Consider the following 20,979-nt stretch of genomic DNA (forward strand, 5'->3'; position numbering starts at 1 on the left):
CCGAGCAGGACGGGGGACACCGCTCAACCCCGCGTCGGATCGACCGCTCGCCGCTTCCCGTGCCGTGACCGCGCGGGAGGCGGCGGCGTGAAGGCCAAGGGCTGGGTCGCTCCCTCAGCGCCCCGACATCAGCGGGTCGCCGTGGCCGACGCAGAGGACCGCCGGGTCGAGGTCCAGCAGGCGGCGCACCGACTCCAGCAGCAACGGCCGGTCGGTGTTGAAGACGCCGGGGATCGCCGCGCCGTCCCACGTGGCCACCGTGTCGCCGGTGAACAGGATTCCGGCGTCCGGCAGGTGGATGCCGATGCTGCCCGCCGTGTGGCCGGGGACCGACAGCACCCGCGCGCCGCCGCCGAAGTCCAGCACGTCGCCTTCCTCCAGCTCGTGGTCCACGGGGGAGCGGGGTGCGACGGGCACACCCGGCGTGATGCGGTCGAACAGCTCCCGCTCCTCGGGCGGGATGTCGAACGGCGCGGGCGGAGCGTCGCCCCGGACCACCGGCGCCTCCGCGCGGTGCGCGTGCACCGGGGCGCCGGTCAGGTCGCGCAGCGCGGCGGCCGAGCCGATGTGGTCGTCGTGGTGGTGCGTCAGCACGATCCGGGAGACCCGGCCCAGGGCGGCGATCTGCTCCGCGTACCCGGTGATGCCGGTGTCGATCACGGTCAGCGCGTCGCCGTCCGCCCACACGTACGCCTGCCCGACCGGGAACCGCAACATCCGCAGGTTGGGCACTACCTCGATGATCTCCACGCCCCAACGGTAGGGCCGGACCGCCGTGCGTCGCGCCGATTTCGCCCTCGGCAGAGCGTGACCGCGGCGGCGCGTCGTCACCCGGAAGTGTTCCGGGCGCCGATCGTGGGTATGTCAGAGGTGATCGTCGGGGACACGACTAGGTTGGGAGCCAACGATGCCCTGGGTTCGACGACACCGTCGGCACGCGCCGCACAGCTGGTTCCGCACCACCACCGTGCAGAGCCACTACCGCAGGTCGCCCGCGACCATCCCGACCCTCATCGCCATCGTCCTGGCGGTGGTCCTGCTGGTCGTGATCTTCTAGGGCCGGCACCGGCCACAGTGGGCACGGGCATGGCCGCGCACGGCGATTCCCAGCGGAAGGGAAGAGCGGTGACCGGGGCACGTGCCCGCGCGCGAGCGCCGTCATCGGTCACGACCGTGGCGGCGCTCGTCGCGTTCCCGGGCGGGGACGGCTTCCCGGGCGGGACGGCTAGGAACGCGTCCCCGACCATGCCTCCCACAGCGTCGCGTACCGGCCGCCGGCCGCGAGCAGCTCCTCGTGGGAGCCGGTCTCCACCACGCGGCCGGCCTCCAGCACGACCACCCGGTCCGCCGTCGCCGCCTGCGTGAGCCGGTGCGCCACGAGCAGGCCGGTCCGCCCGTCCAACGCCCGCGCCGCCGCCTCCTCCAGTTCCCGCGCGCCCGCGCTGCCCGCGTCCGCGGTCGCCTCGTCGAGGATCGCCACCGGCGGGTCGGCCAGGACCAGCCGCGCCAGCGCCAACTGCTGCGCCTGCGCCACCGTCAGCCGGTGACCGCCCTCGCCGACGACCGTGTCCAGTCCGGACGGCAGCGCCGCCACCCAGCCCGACGCGCCCACCCGGTCCAACGCGTCCCGCAGTTCGTCGTCCGTCGCGTCCGGCTTCGCCAGCCGCAGGTCGTCGGCCAGCGGCCCGGCGAAGACGTGCACCTCCTGGGTGATCAGCGCGACCGACCGCACCGCCGACCCCAGCGCCACCCCGCCGACGCTGACGCTGCCGGTGGTCGGCTCGTGCACGCCCGCGATCAGCTTCGCCAACGTCGTCTTGCCCGCGCCGGACGCCCCGACCAGCGCCACCCGCTCACCGGCGGCCAGCTCCAGGTCCACGTCCCGGAGCACCGGGTGTCCGTCCACATAGGAGTGGCCGACGCCGGCGAGCTTGATCGTCGTGTCCACCGGGCGGACCCGCCCGGCCAGGTCGGGCATCGGCTCGTCCGTCACGCCCACCAGCCGCGACAGCGACGCGGTCGCGGCCTGCGCGTCGTCGGCCAGCGCCAGCGCCGCGTTGAGCGGGTTGAAGAGGCTGTGGAAGTACAGGGCCGCGGCGGTCGCCGTGCCGACCGACGCGGCGCCCGCGCCCACCAGCAGGAACCCCGTCACCAGCACACCGGCCAGGCCGATGAACTCGGCCAGGTTCAGCCGGCCGTAGAACCGGGTCAGCAGCCGGATGCCGCGCAACGCCAGGTCCACCGCCTCCCGCGACCGCGACCGCACGCGCGCCACGTGGGACGACGCCAACCCGAACGTCCGCACGGTCGCCGCGCCGCCGATCGAGTCGAGCAACTGCTGTTGCTGGACGCCGACCGCCACGCGCTGCGCCGCGTACAGCCGCACCGCGCGCCCGCCGTACCAGCGCACGGTGTGCACGTGGACCGGCAGCGCCAGCGCCACTGGGATGAGGAACCGCCAGTCCAGCACCGCGATGCCGACCACGGTCAACCCGATGGTCAACGCCGAACGCGCCATCACCGGCAGCGCGTTGCGCACCGCGTCGGCGATCACCTGCACGTCCCGGGTCACGCGCGAGGTCAGGTCGCCCGCGCCCGCGTTCTCCACCCGCTCCAGCGGCAGGTGCAGCGCGTGCGCCACGAACTTCTCCCGCAGCTCGGCCAGCATCCCCTCGCCGAGCCGCGCCACCAGGGACGTGCCGAACGCCGTCGACACGCCTTGGACGATCGCGACCAGCACCAGGACCACCACGGGCCACGTGATGTCGGACGAGCCCGCGCCCACCAGGTCCACGATCCGCCCGAGCAGCGGCGCGGTGGCCAACCCGACCGCCGTGCCCGCCAGCAGCACCAGGAACGCCGCCCACGCGACGCCCCGCCGCGGCCGCACCAGGTCGCGGACGGCGGCCCAGGTCCGGGCGCCGGACGCGGTCGCCAACAACTCGCGCATCAGCTCAACACCACCAGTCGGTAGTCCTCGTCGGCGACCAGGTCGGCGTGCGCGCCGGACGCGGCGACGACGCCGGAAGCCAGGAACACCACGCGGTCGGCGGCGGCCAGCAGGGCCGGGCTCGTCGCGACCACGATGGTGGTGAGACCGTGCCGCACCCGCTTGATCCCGGCGGCCAGCGACACCTCGGTCACCGCGTCCACCGCGGTCGTCGGGTCGTGCACCACCAGCACCGGGGGAGCGGCGGCCAGGGCGCGCGCCAGCGCCACCCGCTGCCGCTGCCCGCCCGACAGCGACCGGCCCCGCGCCGAGACGACCGTGTCGAGGCCGTCCGGCAGCGCGCGCGCCACGTCGTCCACGCGCGCCGCGTCCATCGCCTCGTCCACCAGGGGTCCGCCGTCGGCGACGTTGTCCCGCACGGAACCCTCGAACAGGTCGGCGTCGTGCGCCGCGACCAGCAGCGCCGACCGCAGCGCCGAACCCTCCACAGTGGACAGCGGCAGCCCGTCCAACGCCACCGTGCCCGACTCGGGGTCCACCTCGCGCGCCAGCACGGCGAGCAAGGACACCGCGTCCGCCGGGTCGCGGGCCACCACGCCGAGCAGCTCCCCGGGCTCCGCCGTCAACGACACGCCGCGCAGCGACCCCGACACCACGTCGGTCAGCTCGACCCGCCCCGGCGTCGAAGGCGGCAACGGGGACGTGCCGGGCGGCACGGCAGGGGGAGCGGCCAGCACCTCGGCCACCCGCGCGGCGGACGCCCGGCCCTGCGCGAACAGCCCGTTCACCCACGAGAACACCGCCAGCGGCCACAGGAGGAACTGCGCCAACCCCACCGCCGCCACCAGTTCGCCGACCGTGATCGACCCGGACGCCGCGAGGCGCCCGCCGACCAGCGCCACGACCGCCAGGAAGATCCCGGTCATCGCCAGCATCGAGCCGTCCAGCCAGGCCCGCGACCGGGCGGCCCGGATCGCGGCCTCCATGGACGACCGGCTGGTCACCCGGTAGCGCTGCGCCGCCGTCGCCTCCGCGCCGATGCCCTTCAACGCCCGGAGCCCGGCGACCAGGTCGGCCGCCACGCCGGACGCCGACGCGGCCCGGTCCTGCTCGGCGTCGCTGCGCCGTTCGAGCGGCTTGCCCAGGACGTGCGCGAGGCCCAGCAGCACCGGCGCGGCCACCAGGACCAAAGCGCCCAGCACGACCGACACCCGCAGCAGCGCCACCGCGCCCACCAGCACGCCGACCACGGCGGCGAACGCGATCGGCAACGCCAGGTTCACCTGCCCGACGCGCTGCGCGTCGCTGGTGGCGATGCTCGCCAGCTCGCCCGACAGCCTGCCGTGCGCCGCGCCGCCGTCCGCCGACAGCACCCGCCCGGCGATCCGCGACCGCACCTCGTGCGCGGCCTGGTGGGACGCCTTCTCCCCGCAGCGCAAGGAGAACCGGAAGCTCAGCGACAGGCCGACGAACACCGCGGCCAGCACGCCGATCCAGAAGGCCAGCCGCCCGCCGGCGCCGGTCCGCACCGCCTCGTCGATCACCACGCCGATGAGCAGCGGCACGGCGGCCTCGCCGGTCTGGTGGGCCGCACCGAGCGCCGAAGCGAGCGTCACCGACTTCCACTGCCCGGTCACGGCGCTCTTCAGGACCGTTCTCACCCGCCCGCCTTCCGCTGGTTGTCAGGTGAGGCTAGCCTAATCAAAAGAGAGGCCTGGATCACTCCCGCCGCGCAGCGACTTAGGTTAGGGTAACCAAAGTTCGATCTTCCTGTTGTCGCACCGATGGGACAGTCATGCCACAGCCACCGGTCTTCGACGTCCTCGGCGTCGGGTTCGGGCCGTCCAACCTGGCCCTCGCGATCGCCGTCGCCGAGTACAACGCGACCGCGCGTGCCGAGGACGTGGTGACCGCCCACTTCCTGGAGCGCCAGCCGGAGTTCGGGTGGCACCGGGGCATGCTCATCGAGGACGCCACCATGCAGGTGTCGTTCCTGAAGGACCTGGTGACGCTGCGGAACCCCCACAGCACCTTCACCTTCTTGAGCTACCTGCACAGCAGGGGCAGGCTGGTCGACTTCATCAACCACAAGAACCTGTTCCCGCTGCGCGTCGAGTTCCACGACTACTTCGCGTGGGCCGCCGCCCGCGTGGACGACCTGGTCTCCTACGACCACGACGTGGTGGACGTCCGGGCCGTGACCGAGGACGGCGTCGTCACGCACTTCGACGTCACCTCCCGCACCTCCGCGGGCGAGGTCGAGGTCCGCCGCGCCCGGAACCTGGTGCTCGCCACGGGGTTGCGGGCGAAGCTGCCCGACGGCGTGCGGCCGTCCGAGCGGGTCTGGCACAACCGCGACTTCCTGCACCGCGTCGAGTCGCTGACGGACCCGCGCCGCGTCGTCGTGGTCGGCGCGGGGCAGAGCGGCGCGGAGGTGGCGGCGTTCCTGCACGAGCGGTTCCCGTCCGCCGAGGTGTGCGCCGTCTTCGCCCGCTACGGCTACAGCCCCGCCGACGACAGCCCGTTCGCGAACCGGATCTTCGACCCCGCCGCCGTCGACGACTTCTACGCCGCGCCCGAGCCGGTCAAGAGCAAGCTCATGGACTACCACGGCAACACCAACTACGCCGTGGTGGACAACGACCTCATCGCCGAACTGTACCGGCGGGTGTACCGGGAGAAGGTGCTCGGGACGCCCCGGCTGCGGCTGCTCAACCTGTCCCGCGTCGCGGAACTCGACGACCGCCCCGACGGGCTGACCGTGACCGTCGAGTCCCTGAACACCGGCGAGCGCGAGGTGCTGGACGCCGACGTCATCGTCTACGCCACCGGGTACCGCGAGGCCGACCCGACCGCGTTGCTCGGCGACCTCGCCGACCGCTGCGCCCGCGACGCGCGCGGCCGGCTCAGCGTCGGCCGCGACTACCGGCTCGACACCGACGACGACCTGGTGGCCGGCCTGTACCTCCAGGGCGGCACCGAGCACACGCACGGCATCTCGTCGTCGTTGCTGTCCAACACGTCCGTGCGGGTGGGGGAGATCCTCCAGTCCGTGCTCGGCCGCCGCGAGGCCACGACATCCGCGGGTCCCGCGGCGCCGGCCGTTCCCGCGGCGTCCACCGTCCGCCCGGCGTCCACCGGTTCCGCGGCGACCGCCGCGCCCGTGGCCTCCGACGTGCCCGCGCAGCCCGAATACGCGATCAGCGTCTCACGGGTGGGCTGAAGCTCCTCGCGGTTTGTTAGGTTACGCAAACCTAACTTGGTATCGGCTCCACAGCGGCGCGCCGCCGCGCCTCCGAAAGGGAAACCCTGATGTCCACGAAGTTCAAGCTGGTCGCGGTCGCCTCGGCCGCGGCGCTGGCGCTCGCCGCCTGCGGGGGCGGCGGCGACGCCGGCACCGGCGGGACGAGCCCCTCCAACGTCGCCTCCTCCGGCGCGTTCCCGGTCTCGGTCGAGCACAAGTACGGCACCACCGAGATCAAGGCCGAGCCGAAGAAGGTCGTCACGCTCGGCCTGTCCGACCAGGAACCCGCGCTGGCCCTGGGCGTCAAGCCGGTCGGCGTCGTGGACTGGTTCAAGGAGCGGCCCTACGGCAACTGGCCGTGGACCAAGGAACTCTGGGGCGACACCCAGCCCGAGATCGTCGGCGAGCGCGACGAGTACAACCTGGAGAAGGTCGCCTCCCTCAAGCCCGACCTGATCATCGCCGTGTACTCCGGCATGAAGCAGGAGCAGTACGACACCCTGTCCAAGATCGCGCCGGTCGTCGCGCAGCCCAAGGCGTTCCCCGACTACGGCGCGCCGTGGCAGGACCAGACCCTGCACATCGGCAAGGCGCTGGGCAAGGAGAAGGAGGCGCGGGCGCTGATCGACGGCGTCGCCAAGCGCTTCGCCGACGCCAAGGCCGCGCACCCCGAGTGGGCCGGCAAGACGATGGTGGTGGCCGACAGCTTCAAGCCCGGCCAGTACTCGGCGTTCGCGCCCACCGACCCCAAGGCCATCTTCATGAAGGAACTCGGCTTCACGCTGGTGGACGAGATCGGCACGCTCGCCGGCCAGAAGAACGTCGCCGAGTTCAGCGAGGAGCGGTTCGACCTGCTCGACGCCGACCGCCTCGTGTGGCTCATGTTCGACCAGAGCGCCTGGGACCGCGTCAAGTCCGTGCCCGCCTACCAGCGGCTCGGTGTCGTCACCGGGAAGCGCGACCTGTTCCTCACCTACATGGACCCGCCGATCGGCGCGGCCATGTCGTTCAACACCGTGCTCAGCGTGCCCTACGGCATCGACCAGGTCGTGCCGCTGCTCGAAGCGATCAAGAACTAGTCGACCGGCCGCGGGTGGGGGTGCCGGCGCGCACCCCCACCCGCGGCGTGCGCGGGAGAAGTCGGGAAGGAACGGGGAAGGTTCACCATGGCGCTGCCCTTGACCGGTGCTCTGCCGCTGACCGGCGCCCAGACCGGCGTCTGGCTGGCACAGCAGCTGGAGCCCGACAACCCCGTCTACAACGTCGCCTGGTACCTGGAGCTGCGCGGACCCGTCGACCACGACCGGCTGGGAGCGGCCGTCCGCCAGGCGGTCGGCGAGGCCGGCGCGCTGCACGTCCGGTTCACCGCCGACGGCCAGGTCCCCGCGACCCCGACCACCGACGTCACCCACGTCGCGGTCGACTCGGCCGACGCCGCGCGGACGTGGATGGAGGACGACCTCGCCCGCGTCGCCGACCTCGCCGCCGGACCCCTGTTCCACCAGGCGTTCCTGCGCCTCGCCGACGACCACGTCATCTGGTACCAGCGCTACCACCACCTCGTCGCCGACGCCTACACGTGCGTCCTGATCACCCGCCGCGCCGCCGAGCTGTACGCGGCGCCCGACGCGCACCGCCCCCGGCCGGTGGAGGCGCTGGTCGACGCCGACCACGCCTACCGCGCTTCCGCGGCGCACCAGGAAGACCGGGCGTTCTGGCACGCCAGGACGGCCGACCACCCCGAGCCCGTGCGGCTCGTGCCCCGCGCCGCCGGGCAGGTGCGCGACGTCGTCCGGCGCACCGTCGACCTGCCGGGACCGGTGACGTCACGGCAGGCCATCGCCGCCGTCGCCGCCTACACCCACCGCGTGACCGGCGCGTCCGACCTCGTCCTGGCCCTGCCGGTGACCGGCCGCCGCGACGGGGACACCCGCGACACGCCCGGCATGACGTCCACCGTGCTGCCGTTGCGCGTCACCGTGCGGCCGGGCGCCACCCTCGCCGACCTCGTCGCCGCCGTCGACCGGGAGGTCCGCGAAGTCCTCCCGCACAGCGCCTACCGCGGCGAGGACCTGGCCCGCGAACTCGGGCTGCGCGACGGCATCCCGGAACTCGTCGGCCCGACCGTCAACTACCTCGGCTTCACCCGCGACACCGCGTTCGGCGACCTCGACACCACGTTCCACATGCTGTCGCACGGGCCGGTCAACGACCTCACCACGTCGTTCCTCCGGCGCCCCGACGGGGGCGTCGCCGTCACGTTCGAGGCCAACGCCGCCGTCTGCACCGCCGACGAGCTGGCCGACCACCAGCGCCGGTTCCTGCGCGTCCTCGCCGCCGACCCCGACCAGCCCGTCGCCGTGATCGACCTCGTCGACGACGCGGAACGCGCCCGGCTGCTGGACCTCGGCACCTCGCCGCGCGAGGTGGAGGACGTGACGTGGCCCGGCGCGGTGGAACGGCAGGCCGCCCGCGCCCCGGACGCCGTCGCCGTCGTCTGCGAGGACGTCCGGCTCACGTACGCCGAGCTGAACACCGCCGCGAACCGCCTCGCCCGCGCGTTGCGCGCCTCCGGCGTCGGGGCGGAGGACGTGGTCGGCGTGGCCCTGCCGCGGTCGGCCGACCTCGTCGTCACGCTGCTCGCCGTGATGAAGGCCGGCGCCGCCTACCTGCCGCTCGACCTCGACCACCCCCGCGACCGCGTCGACCACATGGTGGCCGACGCGGGCGCGAAGCTCGTCGTCACGCCGGAATCCCGGTTCGACCTCCCCGACGACGGCTCCGACCTCGGCCTGGACATCGCGCTGGACCAGGCCGCGTACGTGATCTACACGTCCGGCTCCACCGGCCGCCCCAAGGGCGTCGTCGTCACGCACGAAGGCATCGGCAGCCTCATCGCCACCGCGCTCGACCGCATCGGCATCACCCCGGACAGCCGGGTCGTGCAGTTCGCGTCCGTCGGCTTCGACGTCGCCGTGTGGGACCTGTGCATGTCGCTGGGCGTCGGCGGCCGGGCGATCGTCGTGCCGTCGCACCGCCGGGTCGCGGGCGAGGCGCTGACGTCGTACATCGCCGAGCACCGCGCCACGCACATGATCCTGCCGCCGTCGCTGGTCGCCGCGCTGCCGCCGGACTGCGAGCTGCCGGAAGGCGCGGTGCTGATCGTCGGCACGGAGACCGTGCCGACCGAGCTGATCGCCCGGTGGGCCCGGCGGCTGCGCGTGGTGGCCGCGTACGGCCTCACCGAGGCCACGGTGAACTCGACGCTGTGGCCGGCCGAGCCGGACTGGACGGGGCCCGTGCCGATCGGCGTGCCGGACCCGAACACCCGTTGTTACATCCTCGACTCGGCGCTGCGGCCCGTCCCGGTCGGCGTCGAGGGCGAGCTGTACGTGGGCGGTCGCGGGCTCGCGCGCGGCTACCAGGGGCAGCCGGCGCTGACCGCGTCCCGGTTCGTCGCCGACCCGTTCGGCGACGCCGGCGCCCGCATGTACCGCACCGGCGACCGCGCCCGCTGGCGGGCGGACGGCAACATCGACTTCCTGGGCCGCGCCGACGGCCAGGTGAAGATCCGCGGGTTCCGGATCGAGCCCGGCGAGGTCGAGAGCGTCCTCATGGCGCACCCGGACATCGCGCAGGCCGCCGTGCTGGTGCGCGAGGACCACCGCCGGGTCAAGCGGCTCGTCGCCTACGTCGTCGGCTCCGCGTCCCCCGTCGACGCGCGCGAGCACGTCGCCGGCGTGCTGCCGGAGTACATGGTGCCGTCCGTCGTGCTGCCGCTCGACGGGCCGCTGCCGCTGACGCCGAACGGCAAGCTCGACCGGGCCGCCCTGCCGGAGCCCGACTGGACCGCGCTGGGCGGCGACGCGCCCGCGACGAACCCGACCGAGCAGGCGTTGGTCGACCTGGTCGCGGAGGTGCTGGGCCTGACTCCCGGCATCCACGACAACTTCTTCGAGCTGGGCGGCGACAGCATCGTGGCGATGCAGCTCGTGTCGCGCGCCCGTGCCGCCGGTCTGGAGATCACGCCGCGCGAGGTGTTCGAGCACCGCACCGTCGCGGCCTTGGCGCGGGTGGCCCGTGCCGTCGGGGCCGTGGCCGAGCCGGCCGGTTTCGACGGGAACGTGCTGCCGGTGTCGCCGCTGCAGGAGGGGTTCTACTTCCACGCGCGGTACGACACCGACGACTCGTACGTGGTGCAGGAGGTGCTGGCGCTCGACGTCGGCCGGGACGACGTGCAGGGTCTGCTCGACCGGCACCCGTTGCTGCGGGCCGGTTTCCGGCAGACCGACCGGGGGCGCGTGGAGCAGGTGATCGCCGAGGCGGTGACCGTGCCGTGGCGCGAGTACCCGGAGACCACCGATGTGGAGGACGTGCTGGCGGCGGAACGCGCGCCCGGCTTCGACCTGACCCGCCCGCCGCTGCTGCGCGCGGCCCGCCACGGTGACCGGCTCGTGCTGACGCTGCACCACATCCTGATGGACGGCTGGTCGGTCGGGCTGGTGCGGCGGGAGTTGGCGGGTGGTCGGGTGGAGCCCGCGGACCACCGCCGGTACTTCGCGTGGTTGGCGAGCCGCGACCGCGCTGCGGCGCACGCGGCCTGGCGGGCGGTGCTGTCCGATGTGGACGAGCCGACGAAGGTCGTCGGGCTGCCCGTGGTTCGTTGGTCTCACTTCGAGTCGTCCACAGCAGCGGTGGTGGCTGTCGGACAGGAAGTGGTGCCACGTGCGGCCGGGCCGGAGGCGGTGGCGGCCGCCGGGCACGAGGTGTCGCCGCGCCACGGCCGGCACCGGGTGCGGCTGCCCTCGGAACTGAGCGCGGCGCTCGTGGGGGAGGCGCGCCGTCGCGGCCTGACGTTGAGCACCGTCCTCCACGGCGCCTGGGGCCTGCTCCTCGGCGGTCTCACCGGCCGCGCGGACGTCGTCTACGGCAGCACGGTCGCCGGCCGCCCCGCCGAGGTGGCCGGCATCGAGAACGCGGTCGGCCTGTTCATCAACACCGTCCCGGTGCGCCAGCACTGGCACGGCTCGGACAGCCTCGCCGCCGCCTTCCGACGCCTCCAGGACGAACAAGCTCGCCTGCTCGACCACCAGCACCTCGGCCTCGCCGAGATCCAACGGGTCACCGGCCACGGCGAGCTGTTCGACACCCTGGTCGTGGTCGAGAACTTCCCCGACCCGGTCGACGACGTCGACGTCCGCGACCGGGTCCACTACCCGCTCGCCCTCGTCGCCATCCCCGGCGAGCGCATCGAACTGCGCCTCAAGCACCGCCTCCCGGACGCCGCCGTCGCGACGCTCGCCGACCGCCTCGTCCGCCTGCTGACCGCGTTCGCCACCGAGCCCGACCAGCCGGTGGCCCGCCTCGCCCTCACGACCACCGCCGAGCTGGACCGGATCGCCGACCTCAACGCGACCGCGGAGGACGTCCCGGACGGCACGCTCGTCAGCCGGATCGCCGCCCAGACGGCCCGCACCCCGGACGCCGTCGCCGTCGTCCACGACGACGTCTCCCTCACCTACGCCGAACTCGACCGGCGGTCCACCGCCCTCGCCCGCCGCCTCCGCGCCCGGAACGCCGGCGACGTCGTCGGCGTCGCCGTCCCGCGCTCGGCCGACCTGGTGGTCGCCCTCCTCGGCGTGCTCAAGTCCGGCGCCGCGTACCTGCCGCTCGACCTCGACTACCCGGCCGAGCGCGTCGAGTTCATGATCGCCGACTCCGGCGCGACGACCGTTCTGCGGCCCGAGGACTGCGCGCCGGACGAGACCCGTGGCCAAGACCGCCAGGACGTCGACCTCCCCGAGGTGGGACCGGACCAGCCCGCGTACCTGATCTACACGTCCGGCTCGACCGGACGTCCCAAGGGCGTCGTGGTCACGCACCGCGCCATCGTCAACCGGCTCGCGTGGATGCAGCACGAGTACCGCCTCGCCGCCGACGACCGGGTGCTCCAGAAGACCCCGTCGAGCTTCGACGTGTCCGTGTGGGAGTTCTTCTGGCCGCTGTGCGAGGGCGCGGCGGTCGTCCTCGCCAAGCCGGACGGCCACCGCGACCCCGCCTACCTGGCCGACCTCATCCGGAGCAGGCGGATCACCACGCTGCACTTCGTGCCGTCGATGCTGGCCGCGTTCCTCGGCGTCCCCGAGGTGCACGGCGACGCCGCGTGGTCGGCGAGCCTGCGCCGCGCGTTCAGCAGCGGCGAGGCGTTGACCGGCGACGTCGCGGCGCGGTGGCGCGAGCTGACCGGCGTGCCGCTGCACAACCTGTACGGCCCCACCGAGGCGGCCGTCGACGTCACGCACTTCGAGTACGACGGCGCGCCGGACCCGGCCGTGCCGATCGGCCGCCCGGTGTGGAACACCCGGCTGCACGTGCTGGACCCGTTCCTGCGGCCCGTCCCGGCCGGTGTGCCCGGCGAGCTGTACCTGGCGGGTGTGCAGCTGGCCCGCGGCTACCACGGGCGCTTCGCGCTGACCGCGGAGCGGTTCGTCGCCGACCCGTTCGGCGAGCCCGGCTCCCGCATGTACCGCACCGGCGACCTGGTGGTCCGCCGCCCGGACGGCGCGGTCGTCTACCTCGGCCGCACGGACCGCCAGGTCAAGGTGCGCGGCAACCGGATCGAGCTGGGCGAGGTCGAGTCCGCGCTGGCCAGGCTGCCGGGCGTGCGGCGCGCCGCCGTGATCGCCCGCGACAACCAGCTCCTCGGCTACGTCACCCCGGCCGACGTCGACCTCGACGTCCTGCGCGCCGGGGTCGCCGCCGCCCTGCCCGCCGCGATGACGCCGCACGCCCTGGTGGCGTTGCCGGACTTGCCGCTCACGCCCAGCGGCAAGCTGGACCAGAACGCGCTGCCGTCGCCGACCGTGGCCAAGGCCGAACGCCGCGCTCCCGCGACCGAGCGGGAACGCGTGCTGTGCCGGGTGTTCGCCGACGTGCTCGGCGTGGACGAACCCGGCGTGGACGACGACTTCTTCGTCCTCGGCGGCGACAGCATCACGTCGATCGCGGTGTCCAGCCGGGCCCGCGGGCTCGGTGTCGCGATCAGCCCCCGTGACGTCTTCGAGCACCGCACGGTCGCCGCCCTGGCCGCCGTCGAGGCCGTCGACACCGCGGTGGAGGACGCCCCGCTGCTCGTCCTCACCGACGAGCAGCGCGCCGCCCTGCCGGAGGCCGAGGACGTGTGGCCGCTGTCGCCGTTGCAGGAGGGCCTGTACTTCCACTCCAGCTACGACACCGGCGCGCTCGACGTCTACCTCTCCCAGGAGACGATGGACTTCGCCGGCCGGATCGACGTGGACCGGCTGCGCCGCGCGGGCGCCGCGCTCCTCGCCCGCAACCCGAGCCTGCGCGCTGGGTTCACCAGCGACGGCGTCCCCGGGCCGGTGCAGTTCATCGCGCCCGCGCCGGAGATCCCGCTGCGCGTGGTCGACCCGGCCGCCGAGGCCGACGTCCCCGACCTCCTCGCCGCCGACCGGCGCGAGCGGTTCGACCTGGCCGCGCCGCCGCTGTGCCGGTTCCTGGTCCTGCGGCTGCCCGACGGCCACGACCGGCTCGTCATCACCCACCACCTGATCCTGTGGGACGGCTGGTCGGCGTGGCTGTTCCTGGAGCAGCTGCTGGAGCTGTACCGCGACGTCGACGCCGAGCTGCCGCCGGCCGGCTCGTACCGCGACTACCTGACGTGGCTGGCGCGCCAGGACCACGACGCCGCGCTGGCCGCGTGGCGCACCGCGCTGTCCGGGCTGCGGGAGCCGACGCTGGTCGCGCCCGTGGACCGGTCCCGCGAGCCGGTGATCCCCGCCGAGTTCCACCGCGACCTCGCCGAGGACCTCACCGACCGGCTCCGCGCGCAGGCCAGGCGGCACGGCCTGACCGCCAACGCCGTGTACAACGCCGCCTGGGCGCTCGTGCTGGCGAGCCAGGTCGGCCGCGACGACGTCGTGTTCGGCACCGCCGTCGCGGGCCGCCCGGTCGAGGTCGAGGGCGTCGGGAACGTCATCGGCATGTTCCTCAACACCATCCCCACCCGGATCGCGGTCAACCCCCGGGAAACCGTGCTGGACCTGCTGCGCCGCGTCCAGGCCGAGCGCACCGCGCTCATGTCGTACGAGCACGTCGGCCTCGGCGAGATCCAGCGGGAGGCCGGGCACCGGCAGCTGTTCGACACGCTGTTCGTGCTGCGCACCGGCGACGGCGAGGACCGCCAGGCCGAGCTGGCCGAGGCGCACGGCGTGCTCGACGTGTCCAATGTGGACGGCACGCACTTCGCGCTGACGCTCATCGTCACGCCCGGCGCCCGCACCCGCGTCACCCTCGCGTCCCGCCCGGACGTCTTCGCCGCCGACGTCGCCGAAGCCCTGCTCACCCGGTACACGACCGTGCTGGAACGGCTGGTCGACGCGCCGGACGCGCTGCTCGGCGCGATCGACGTGCTGCCCGACCGCGAACGCCGCGCGCTGGCCGCCGAGTGGGACGCGAGCGCGGGCCCGATGGTCGAGGACACGATCGCCGACCTGCTGGCCGCCCAGGCGCGCAGGACGCCCGACGCGACCGCGCTGGTGTGCGGCGACGAGCGGCTGACCTACGCCCGGTTGCAGGAGCGGATCGACGCGCTGGCCCGGCTGCTGGTCAGCCGCGGCGCGGGGCCGGAGGAGGTCGTCGCGCTGGCGCTGCCGCGCACCACCGACATGGTGGTCGCGCTGTTCGCCGTGCTGCGCACCGGCGCCGCCTACCTGCCGCTCGACCTCGACCACCCGGCCGACCGGCTGCTGATGATGATCGAGGACACCGAGCCGCTGTGCGTGCTGTCGACCACGGCGGTCGGGCTGGTGCCGGACGCCGTGTGCCTCGACGCGCTGACCCCGGACGACCTGCCGCCCGTCGCGGACGGCGACGTCGAGTGGCCCCGGTTCTCGCTGGAGCACCCGGCGTACGTCATCTACACGTCCGGCTCGACCGGGCGTCCCAAGGGCGTCGTCACGCCGTACCGCGGCCTGACGAACATGCAGCTCAACCACCAGCAGGCGATCTTCGAGCCCGCCATCGCCGCCGCCGGGGGACGACGGCTGCGCATCGCCCACACCGTGTCGTTCGCGTTCGACATGTCGTGGGAAGAGCTGCTGTGGCTGGTCGAGGGCCACGAGGTGCACGTGTGCGACGAGGAGCTGCGCCGCGACGCGGCCGCCCTGGTGGCGTACTGCGACGAGCACCTGATCGACGTCGTCAACGTGACCCCGACCTACGCGCAGCTGCTCATCGAAGAGGGCCTGCTGGACGGCCACGTGCCCGCGCTGGTGCTCCTCGGCGGCGAGGCCGTGCCGGAATCGGTGTGGCAGCGGCTGCGCGACACCCCCGGTGCCTACGGCTACAACCTGTACGGCCCCACCGAGTACACGATCAACACGCTCGGCGCGTCCACGGAGGACAGCGAGACTGCCACGGTCGGCAAGGCGATCCGCAACACCCGGGCGTACGTGCTGGACGCGCGCCTGCGGCCGGTGCCGCCCGGCTCGCCCGGCGAGCTGTACATCGCGGGCGTCGGCCTGGCCCGCGGCTACCACGACCGGTTCGGCCTCACCGCGGAACGGTTCGTCGCGGACCCGTACGGCCCGCCCGGAACGCGCATGTACCGCACCGGCGACCTGGTGCGCGCGCGTCGGGACGGCAACCTCGACTTCCTCGGCCGCACCGACGACCAGGTGAAGATCCGCGGCTACCGGGTCGAGCTGGGCGAGGTCGAGGCGGCGCTGGCCGCGCAGCCGGGCGTCACGCACGCGGCGGTCGTCGTGGACGCCGGACCGGGTGGCGTGAAGCGGCTCGTCGGGTACGTGGTGTCGTCCACCGACCCGGCCGTCCTGCGCGAGAACCTGAGGTCCGGCCTGCCCGACTACATGGTGCCCGCCGCCATCGTGCCGGTGGACGCGCTGCCGCTCACGGTGAACGGCAAGCTCGACGTGCGCGCCCTGCCGAAGCCCGTGGTGACCGGCGGAACGTCCTCGCGGGCCGCCGCGACGCACGCGGAGGAAGTGCTGTGCGGGCTGTTCGCGGACGTGCTCGGTGTGCCGTCGGTGGGCGTGGACGACAACTTCTTCGACCTCGGCGGCCACTCCCTGCTCGCCACCCGGCTGGTCAGCCGGGCCCGGTCGGCGCTGGGCGTCGACCTCGCCATCCGCGACCTGTTCGACGCGCCCACGGTCACCGAACTGGCGTCGCGGACGGGCGGAGACCCCCGGGCCGCGAGGCCGCCGCTGGTGCCCGTGGAACGGCCCGCCGAGCTGCCGCTGTCGTCGGCGCAGCAGCGGTTGTGGCTCATCCAGCAGATGGAGGGCACGTCCGCCGCGTACAACTTCCCGCTGGTGTTCACGGTCGCCGGCCCGCTGGACGTGGCCGCCTTCACCGCCGCCGTCGGTGACGTGGTCGACCGGCACGAGGCGCTGCGGACGGTGTTCGGCGAGCACGAGGGCACGCCGTTCCAGCGGGTGCTGCACGACGTCACGCCCGTCGTGGTGGTGCGCGACGCGACCGCGGCGGACGTGCCGGGCATCGTGCGCGACGAGGTCGAGCGGCCGTTCGACCTGCGCGCCGAGCTGCCCCTGCGGGTCACGGTCGCGTCGCTCGGCGAGGACGAGCACCTGATCGTCGTCCTGCTGCACCACATCACCACCGACGAGTGGTCCGACCGGCCGTTCCTGCGCGACCTCGCGACGGCCTACCGGGCGCGACGGGCCGGCGAGGCGCCCCGGTGGTCGCCGCTGCCCGTGCAGTACGCCGACTACACCGTCTGGCAGCGCGAGCTGCTCGACGTCGTCGGCGAGGAGCAGCTGGACCACTGGGCGCGGGCGCTGGCCGGCGCGCCGGAGGAGCTGGAACTGCCGGTGGACCGGCCCCGCCCCGGTCGGTCCACGTTCCGCGGCGCGGACCTCGAAGTCGTGTTCGAGCCCGACCTGGCGGACGGCGTGCGCGCGCTGGCGCAGGCGTCCGGCGCGTCCGTGTTCATGGTGCTGCAGGCCGCCGTCGCCGCGCTGCTGAGCCGGCTCGGCGCGGGCGACGACATCCCGCTGGGCGCGCCGATCGCCGGCCGCACCGACGAGGCGCTGGACGACCTGGTCGGGTTCTTCGTCAACACGCTCGTGCTGCGGGCCGACCTGTCCGGCGACCCCGCGTTCACCGAGCTGGTGGCCCGGGTGAAGGAGACGTCGCTGGCCGCGTTCTCGCACCAGGACGTGCCGTTCGAGGCCGTGGTGGACCGGATCAACCCCACCCGGTCGGCCGCGCGCAACCCGCTGTTCCAGGTGATGGTCGGCTACCACAGCCGCGGCGGCGAGGCGGGGACGTTCGACGGCCTGCCGGTGACGTGGGTCGGCCACGAGACCACGACCGCGAAGTTCGACCTGGTGTTCAGCTTCACCGACGTCGTCGACGGCCCGGTGACGTGCCGGCTGGAGTACGCGACCGACCTGTTCGACCGGGTGACCGTCGAACGCCTCGGCGCGCGGCTCACCGCGCTGGTCACCGCCGTGCTCGCCGACCCGGAGGCCCCGGTCGGCTCGGTGGACCTGCTCGCGCCCGACGAGCGCCGCCGCGTCGTGGACGAGTTCAACCGGACCGCCCGCGAGGTGCCGGAGGAGACGTTCACGACGATGTTCGCCCGGTGCGTCGCTGCGACGCCCGACGCCGTCGCCGTGGTCGACCGCGCCCGCTCGGTGAGCTACGCCTGGCTGGACGCCCGCTCCAACCGGATCGCCCGGCTGCTCGCGGCGCGCGGTGTCGGCCACGAGTCCGTGGTGGGCATCGCGGTGCCCAAGTCGGCGGACATGGTCGCGACCGTCCTGGCGACGCTGAAGCTCGGCGCGGCCTACCTGCCGCTGGACCTGTCCCACCCGGCCGACCGGATCGCGTACATGATCGAGGACTCGGCCGCGTCGGTCGTCGTGACCACGTCCGACGCGCCGGTCCCCGTGCCCGCCGTGCTGCTGGACTCGCCGGACGTCGTCGCGGAGCTGGCCGCGCTGGACGAGTCCCCTGTGGACGGTAGGCCGCTCGGCCTCGACTCCGCGATGTACGTCATCTACACGTCCGGCTCGACCGGTCGGCCCAAGGGCGTGGTGGTGCCGCACGAGGGCATCGCCAGCCTCGCCGCGACCGCCGTCGACCGGATGGGGCTCACCGCCGAGAGCCGGGTGCTCCAGTTCGCGTCGGTCGGCTTCGACGTGGCCGTGTTCGAGTTGACGATGGCGCTGTGCGTCGGCGGCCGGCTGGTGTTCGCGCCGGACGAGGTGCGCGTCGCCGGTCCCGAGCTGACCGACTTCCTGCGCGACCGCCGCGTCACGCACATGATCCTGCCGCCGTCGCTGGTGTCCGCGCTGCCCGCCGACTGCGAGCTGCCGCCGGGTTCCACGATCCTGGTCGGCACCGAGACCGTGCCGCCGGACGTCATCGGCCGCTGGGCGGGACGGCTCAACCTGCTCGCCGCCTACGGCCTCACCGAGGCCACCGTCAACTCCACGCTGTGGAAGGCGGTGCCCGGGTGGGACACCGCCGTGCCCATCGGCGTCCCGGACCCCAACACCACCGTGTACGTGCTGGACGACCGGCTGCGCCCGGTGCCTCCCGGCGTGGTCGGCGAGCTGTACGTGTCCGGCCGCGGCCTGGCCCGCGGGTACCTCGGGCAGCACGCGCTGACCGCGTCCCGGTTCGTCGCGTCCCCGTTCGGCCCGCCCGGCGCGCGCATGTACCGCACCGGCGACCGGGCCCGCTGGCGCGCGGACGGCAACCTCGACTTCCTCGGCCGCGTCGACACGCAGGTCAAGATCCGCGGCTACCGGATCGAGCTCGGCGAGATCGAGGCCGCCCTGGCCCGGCACCCCGCGGTGGCGCAGGCGGCCGTCCTCGCCGACCGGGCGGGCGACGTGACCAGGCTCGTCGGGTACGTCGTCGGCTCGACCGCGGACGACCTGCGGTCGTTCGTCGCCGAGCGGCTGCCCGAGTACATGGTCCCGGCGGCGATCCTCTTCCTCGACGGACCCCTGCCGCTCACCCCGAACGGCAAGCTCGACCGCCGCGCCCTGCCCAGGCCCGACTGGTCCGCCCTGACCGGCGGCGACCGGCCGGTCACGCCCGAGCAGAAGGCCATCGCCGAGCTGTTCGCCGAAATCCTTGGCGTCTCCCCGGGCATCCACGACAACTTCTTCGCCCTGGGCGGCCACTCGATGGCGTCCATGCGGCTGGTCGGCAAGATCCGGTCGGTGTTCGGCGTCGACCTCGCGCTGCGCGACGTCTTCGACTCGCCGACCGTCGCCGGGCTCGCCGGGCGGCTCACCGGCGCCACGTCGGCCCGCCCGCCGCTGCGCCGGTACGACCGGCCCGTCGACCTGCCCCTGGCCCCGGTGCAGCGGGACCGCGTCACGACGTCGTGGGACCACGCCCTGGCCCTGCGCGCCGGCACGCCGTTCGACGTGCCGGCACTCGCGGCAGCGTACGCCGACGTGGTCGACCGCCACGAGCCGCTGCGCACCGTGCTCGACGGTGGCGTGCAGCGCGCCGTCCCCGTGCCGCCGCTGGACGTCGTGCCCGTGGTGGCGCTGGACGAGGCGCTGCGCGCGTTCGCCGCGGAGACCGTGGACCTGACGGGCCGGCCGCCCGTCCGCGCCCGCCTCGTCGAGGACGCCACCGGCGCGCAGGCGCTCCTGCTGACCATGAGCTACCTCGCCGTGGACGAGTGGTCGGTCGTGCCCCTGTTCCGCGACCTCCAGCACGCGTACGCCGCCCGCCGCGCCGGTCACGCTCCACAGTGGACGGAACTGCCGGTGACGTACGCCGACTACGCCTTGTGGTCGCTGGAAGTCCTGGACTCGGTGGGGGAGGAGCAGCGCGCGTTCTGGCGCGACGCGCTGCGCGACCTGCCGACGCTGGCCCTGCCGTACCGGGACGTACGCCGACCGGGGCCGCACCCCGCCGACGTGGTCGAGCTCCCCCTGTCGGCGGAGCTGCACGCGGCCGTCGACCGGCTCGCGGGCGAGACCGGCACCAGCATGTTCATGGTGGTGCAGGCCGCCGTGGCCGCCGCGCTCACCCCGTACGGCACGGACGTCCCCATCGGCACGATGGCCGCCGGCCGCACCGAGGAGGCCCTGGCCGACCTGGTCGGCTCGTTCTTCAACCGGGTCGTGCTGCGCACCGACACCGCCGGCGCGCCGAGCTACACCGAACTGCTGGCCCGCGTCCGCGCCACCACCCTCGCCGCGCTCGACCACGCCGACGTCCGGGTGCCCGCGGAGCCGCAGGTCGTGATCGTCCACCACGAGAAGGCCGTCCTGTCGGCGCTGCAAGGCGACACGGGCTCGCTCGAAGCCGTGCCGACCGGCACCACCCACGCCGAGCTGACCGTCAGCTTCTACGAACCACAGGACGACGGCCCCGTGCCCTGTTACCTGGTCTACGCGACCGACCTGTTCACCCCGACCACAGCCCGCCAGCTGGCCGACGCCGTGCTGCGCCACCTGCACCACGCGACGACCGACCCCGACCGGAGGATCGAGCCGTGACCAACCCCTTCGAAGACCCCGAAGGCCGCTTCCACGTCCTCGTCAACGACGAGGGCCAGCACTCGCTGTGGCCGTCGTTCGCCGACGTCCCGGCGGGCTGGACCAGCCGGTTCGGCCCCGACACCCGCGACGCGTGCGTCGCCTACGTCGAGGAGCACTGGACGGACCTGCGCCCCCTCAGCCTGCGCCGCTGACCGGCCGGTTCCGCGCCCGGCCGGCGACGTCCGGCGTTGTTACGGTGG

General features: G+C 74.0%; 8 protein-coding genes. 5 read left to right on the plus strand and 3 right to left on the minus strand.

The genetic code is table 11. The features are described from left to right. Positions 1–114 precede the first annotated feature (114 nt). Positions 115–750 (minus strand): MBL fold metallo-hydrolase, encoded by a 636-nt coding sequence (locus ACRAKH_RS14775; protein ID WP_380721666.1) that lies wholly within the window; start codon positions 748–750, stop codon positions 115–117. Positions 751–907: 157 nt separating this feature from the next. Between ACRAKH_RS14775 and ACRAKH_RS14780 the strand changes: the two genes are divergently transcribed. Further along, entirely contained in the window at positions 908–1,057 is a 150-nt protein-coding gene (locus ACRAKH_RS14780; protein WP_380721669.1) for a hypothetical protein, read from the plus strand. Positions 1,058–1,225: 168 nt separating this feature from the next. Here ACRAKH_RS14780 and ACRAKH_RS14785 read toward each other — a convergent pair whose 3' ends face one another. Together ACRAKH_RS14785 and ACRAKH_RS14790 are read right to left on the minus strand one after the other, a co-directional pair. Further along, entirely contained in the window at positions 1,226–2,950 is a 1,725-nt protein-coding gene (locus ACRAKH_RS14785; protein ID WP_447009881.1) for an ABC transporter ATP-binding protein, read from the minus strand. Beyond that, entirely contained in the window at positions 2,950–4,611 is a 1,662-nt protein-coding gene (locus ACRAKH_RS14790; protein WP_380721672.1) for an ABC transporter ATP-binding protein, read from the minus strand. Before ACRAKH_RS14790 ends, ACRAKH_RS14785 begins: the two co-directional genes overlap by 1 nt. Before the next feature lie 134 nt (positions 4,612–4,745). On the opposite strand from ACRAKH_RS14790, the gene ACRAKH_RS14795 reads away from it, so the two are divergent. The 4 genes from ACRAKH_RS14795 (at position 4,746) to ACRAKH_RS14810 (ending at position 20,931) form a co-directional block, all read left to right on the plus strand. Continuing rightward, positions 4,746–6,173 (plus strand): lysine N(6)-hydroxylase/L-ornithine N(5)-oxygenase family protein, encoded by a 1,428-nt coding sequence (locus tag ACRAKH_RS14795; protein WP_380721675.1) that lies wholly within the window; start codon positions 4,746–4,748, stop codon positions 6,171–6,173. An 89-nt stretch (positions 6,174–6,262) separates the two neighbouring features. Next, complete coding sequence (locus ACRAKH_RS14800; RefSeq protein WP_380721678.1) at positions 6,263–7,273, plus strand: iron-siderophore ABC transporter substrate-binding protein; 1,011 nt, start codon at positions 6,263–6,265, stop codon at positions 7,271–7,273. An 87-nt stretch (positions 7,274–7,360) separates the two neighbouring features. Further along, a complete protein-coding gene (locus tag ACRAKH_RS14805; protein WP_380721681.1) occupies positions 7,361–20,737 on the plus strand; it encodes an amino acid adenylation domain-containing protein in 13,377 nt (4,458 codons plus the stop codon). Beyond that, positions 20,734–20,931, plus strand: a complete 198-nt coding sequence (locus tag ACRAKH_RS14810) for an MbtH family protein (protein ID WP_380721684.1) — start codon at positions 20,734–20,736, stop codon at positions 20,929–20,931. Before ACRAKH_RS14805 ends, ACRAKH_RS14810 begins: the two co-directional genes overlap by 4 nt. Positions 20,932–20,979 lie beyond the last annotated feature (48 nt).

It is taken from the genome of Saccharothrix hoggarensis (assembly GCF_052936025.1).

Excerpts from the sequence above, each read along its gene's own strand:
- ACRAKH_RS14780 (WP_380721669.1), top strand. The coding sequence starts at position 908 with ATGCCCTGGGTTCGACGACACCGTCGGCACGCGCCGCACAGCTGGTTC.
- ACRAKH_RS14785 (WP_447009881.1), bottom strand. The coding sequence starts at position 2,950 with ATGCGCGAGTTGTTGGCGACCGCGTCCGGCGCCCGGACCTGGGCCGCC.
- ACRAKH_RS14795 (WP_380721675.1), top strand. The coding sequence starts at position 4,746 with ATGCCACAGCCACCGGTCTTCGACGTCCTCGGCGTCGGGTTCGGGCCG.
- ACRAKH_RS14800 (WP_380721678.1), top strand. The coding sequence starts at position 6,263 with ATGTCCACGAAGTTCAAGCTGGTCGCGGTCGCCTCGGCCGCGGCGCTG.
- ACRAKH_RS14805 (WP_380721681.1), top strand. The coding sequence starts at position 7,361 with ATGGCGCTGCCCTTGACCGGTGCTCTGCCGCTGACCGGCGCCCAGACC.